The sequence below is a fragment of the Candidatus Cloacimonadota bacterium genome (assembly GCA_011372345.1).
GTDB lineage: Bacteria > Cloacimonadota > Cloacimonadia > Cloacimonadales > TCS61 > DRTC01.
Window position 1 is genome coordinate 1 of sequence record DRTC01000354.1, and the last position, 3,977, is coordinate 3,977.

A 3,977-nucleotide genomic window follows, 5' to 3' on the forward strand; every position below is an offset into this window, starting at 1 on the left:
ATATCGAAATAACAAATTCCACCTCTGTTTTCCGCTGTAAAAGTCAATGGCAAAAGAGCATACGATCTTGCCCGTCAAAATCAGCAATTCGATTTAAAATCCCGTCCAATCAAACTTTTCAATTTTGAGATCAAGAAAGTTGAACTTCCTTATATTTCTTATCAAACCAAAGTCAGTAAAGGAACTTATATTCGAGTTTTATCCGAAACTTTTGCGGAAAAATTAGGAACGATCGCAACGACGATCGAATTAAGAAGAAACATGATCGGAAATTTGAAGATCGAAGATGCAGTTAGTTTGGAGAAAATAACAGCAGGAAACTGGTGGAAATTTCTGAAACCATTAACGGAAATTTTATCCGATTTTCCCAAAGTAAAGTTAGACTTAAATAAAATTTCTGATTTTAAAAACGGCAAGTTTATAACTTATAAAAAAGATGATGAAAATGATGTTATGGTAATCGATGAAAATCAAAATTGTTTGGGATTTGCGGACATGATCGAAGGAAAACTAAAACCGAAGATCGTCATGATTTGAGAGTTTATACTCGACTCGAAAGACGAAGTTGTCGAGTCGAAACAGAATGAAGATTTAGATGAATCGTTTATTTCGAGTCGTTGTTCCTTACGACTCGAATAGAATCTTATCTTTTTGCTTCTTTGTGCCTTTGTGTCTTGGTGGTAAAAAATGAAATACTTCAAAAACCAGAAATGCGATTTTAAATATCCTGTGATCACGATGGGAACTTTCGATGGTGTTCATCTCGGACACCAAAAATTGTTGAAAATCCTCTCCCGAAAGGCGAAAGAAAAAAATGGTGAAGCTGTAGTTATAACCTACTTTCATCATCCTTTAGAAACAATTCATAGAAAGACTTTTCCTTATCTGCTTACGGAAAAAGACAGGAAAGAAAAACTGCTGAAAAAATTTGGAGCAGATTGCGTTATTTATCTTAATTTCGATGATAAAATGGCGGAAATGCTTCCTGAACAATTTCTGTTGGATATTCTTATCAATGAAATTCATGCCAGAGAAATGGTGATCGGTTATGATACTCATTTTGGAAAAGAGCGGAAAGGTAATTTCCAGTTCCTGAAAAAAAATGAAGAAAAATTCGGTTTTCAGGTAGATTTGATCGAACCTCTTAAAATTCATAATCGTATTGTCAGCAGCAGTTTGATTCGGGATTTGATCAGGGAAGGAAATATGCAGGAAGTATCCAAATTTCTGGGCAGAAATTATTCTTTAAGCGGATTGGTGATCAAAGGTCATCGCATTGGCAGAGATATTGGATTTCCAACTATCAACATCCAACCGTTCGATCCGCACAAATTAATTCCTGCAATCGGTGTTTATATCAGTGAAATTTTCGTTAATTCCAATAAATATATCGGAGTAACGAATATTGGTTACAGCCCGACTCTGAAAAAAATATCCATTAAAGAAGTGGAAACCAATATCATCGATTTTCAAGGTGATCTTTATGATAAAAAAGTAGAAATTGTTTTTCATAAAAGATTGAGGGAAGAGTTGTTGTTTACATCGAAAACCGAACTTGTGGATGCGATTCAAAATGATGTTGAGAAAGCGAGAAGGTATTTTGGGATGTTACTCAAACATCCTGTTTGAGAAATTGAAGATTGAGAAATGAAATTGTCAGAATCAGAATTCATTCAGTTGTAAAGTCAATCACCTCTCTCGATAAATCGGGACACTTCGCTACGAGTCGAAACTGATTGATTTGGACGCGAGTCGTGACGCAGTGCGACTCGTGGACATATCGGGCTTTCATCATCTCCGACTCGCACTTCGCAACGAGTCGAATCTGATTGATTTAGACGCGAGTCGTGACTCAGTACGACTCGTGGACATATCGGGCTTTCGTCATCTCCGACTCGCACTTCGCAACGAGTCGAATCTGATTGATTTGGAAATTGTAAAAAAATATCAAATAAAGGAAATATTTCCCCAACGACATTTTCCTTTACAAAAAATCACAATAAAATTTTTTCAAGAAAAGCCTTGTATAAAATCAGGAGAAGAAAAATTGAAAAAATTCATAATAATGATCTTGATAATAACAAATTTCATTTTTCTTAACGCTCTCGGAAAACTACAGGTAAAATCGATTAAAGAACTTCCACCAACTCACACAAACCTTGAGGTTCGAGATGCAGACGGCAGATTCGCTCCGGTTCTACTCATCAAAACAGAAGTGAAAGGTCTCGGCATTAAAAACATCGGCAGACCGACCAAACATGCTGCCATTTATGAAGCAGATAAAAACCAGTACAAATTCTACACCAACGATAACCAGCGAGTTATTGAAATTACCCATTCCGAATACGAACCTCTGGAAGTAAGACTGCTTGCTGATTTCAATATCGATGTCGATGCTCAAAGAGTTTATGAGATTATTTTGTTAAGTGAATTAGATAAAACACGAATTAATTTTAATGGAAAAGGGGAATTATTATTAAAAACAAAACCTTCAGGTGCTAAAGTTGAGATCAGTGAGTTTCCTGATTTTAATAAAAAAACACCATGCGAATTAATTGATTATCCAGCAATATCATATCTTTTTCATATCTCTAAATTTAGATATGAACCAATTGATACAATTATTACCTTAGAAAAAAATAAAAGAATAACAAGACAATTCAATTTACAACCACTATGGAGTGATCTTGAAATTACATCTGATCCAATTGGAGCAAAAGTATATATAAATGAAAAACATTATGGAACTACTCCTTTGACATTAAAAGGAGTAGATGAAGGATTAAATGAAGGTTTTTACGAAATAGAAATAAAAAAAGAAAAATATTATAATGAGAAATTAGATATTAAGATACAGCCCAATGATGTAATATGTCACAATTTTGATTTAACTCCTAAATTAGGTTCAATTTTAATAAACACAAATCCTGAAGGAGCAAAAGTAGAGATTGACGGTAAAGAACTCGGACTTACTCTAATAAAAATTCCTGAAATAGTAATTGGTAAGCATGATTTAAAAATTTCTAAATCTGATTTTGGTACAATCAAAAAAGAAATAAATGTTAAAGAAAAAAAGGAATTGTCTCTAAATTTTAAATTAGATAAAACGCAGGAAATATTGATAAATAGTGATCCTCCAGGTGCCAACATTTATGTTGATAATGAATTAGTTAGTTCTACTCCTCATCAAATATATCTACCATTATGTAAAAATAAAATCAAACTTGAAAAAAAAGGATATTACTCTTTTTTAAAAAATCTTCATATAAATCCAAAAATAAGTGAATACAATTTCAAATTGAAAAAAGTATTAGCTGGCTTTGTTATTGTAACTTATGGAGCAGATGCTATTGCAGTTGAATATGGATCGACTTATAATGTCAGTTTTAAAGGGACAATATACTCTTTTGGTGCATCATATGTAAAACCACAAAAAGCACCTGCTTTTGTTGATCATGTGAACATTGATGCTTTCCCAAATGTTGATCCAAAATCAGAAAAAGTTAGTTCTTATTACTCATGGGGGATGGATTTTTTTCTCAAATATGGTTTGATATTAGAAATACCAGTAACTTATATTGCTAATCTTGGACTTGGCTATAGATTTAGATCGGTAATCCCAATTTATCAGGCAAAAGAAAATGCAGTATTATGGGATTGCGAAAATGGCGAAACATGGACTAGTATACGGGATGATAATTATACAGTTTTCGATAAATCTTTTTGGCCAATAATGTTTGGATTTACTGTCCCGATAGTAAATAAAATGGTAATCAGTTGCCATTATTGGACAACATTCAACGCGATTAACGATATTGTTATAGGTTTTGGCTTTTATTATTAAGAGTCTTTGTGGTTAAGTCTAATTTATGAATAAAGAAAGAAAAAAGATGAATTTGTAAAACGATGTCAGTAAAGGAAATAAGGCTATTCACAGAACTAAAAATAGGGGGTGTAAAAGAAAAATGGGAACTTCA

Annotated in this window: 3 protein-coding genes and 1 pseudogene; all 4 read left to right on the top strand. The window is 33.0% G+C overall.

The features are described from left to right. Positions 1-15 precede the first annotated feature (15 nt). A pseudogene (gene truB, locus ENL20_06845) lies at positions 16-192 on the top strand (tRNA pseudouridine(55) synthase TruB). Positions 193-261: 69 nt separating this feature from the next. Beyond that, positions 262-537 (top strand): hypothetical protein, encoded by a 276-nt coding sequence (locus ENL20_06850; protein ID HHE38274.1) that lies wholly within the window; start codon positions 262-264, stop codon positions 535-537. Between the two features lie 150 nt (positions 538-687). Continuing rightward, the gene (locus ENL20_06855) at positions 688-1,629 is read left to right on the top strand and encodes a bifunctional riboflavin kinase/FAD synthetase (protein ID HHE38275.1); all 942 of its coding nucleotides are present in this window, start codon (positions 688-690) and stop codon (positions 1,627-1,629) included. Positions 1,630-2,047: 418 nt separating this feature from the next. After that, complete coding sequence (locus ENL20_06860) at positions 2,048-3,844, top strand: PEGA domain-containing protein (protein HHE38276.1); 1,797 nt, start codon at positions 2,048-2,050, stop codon at positions 3,842-3,844. Positions 3,845-3,977: the final 133 nt, after the last annotated feature.

Excerpts from the sequence above, each read along its gene's own strand:
- ENL20_06850 (HHE38274.1), top strand. The coding sequence starts at position 262 with ATGATCGGAAATTTGAAGATCGAAGATGCAGTTAGTTTGGAGAAAATA.
- ENL20_06855 (HHE38275.1), top strand. The coding sequence starts at position 688 with ATGAAATACTTCAAAAACCAGAAATGCGATTTTAAATATCCTGTGATC.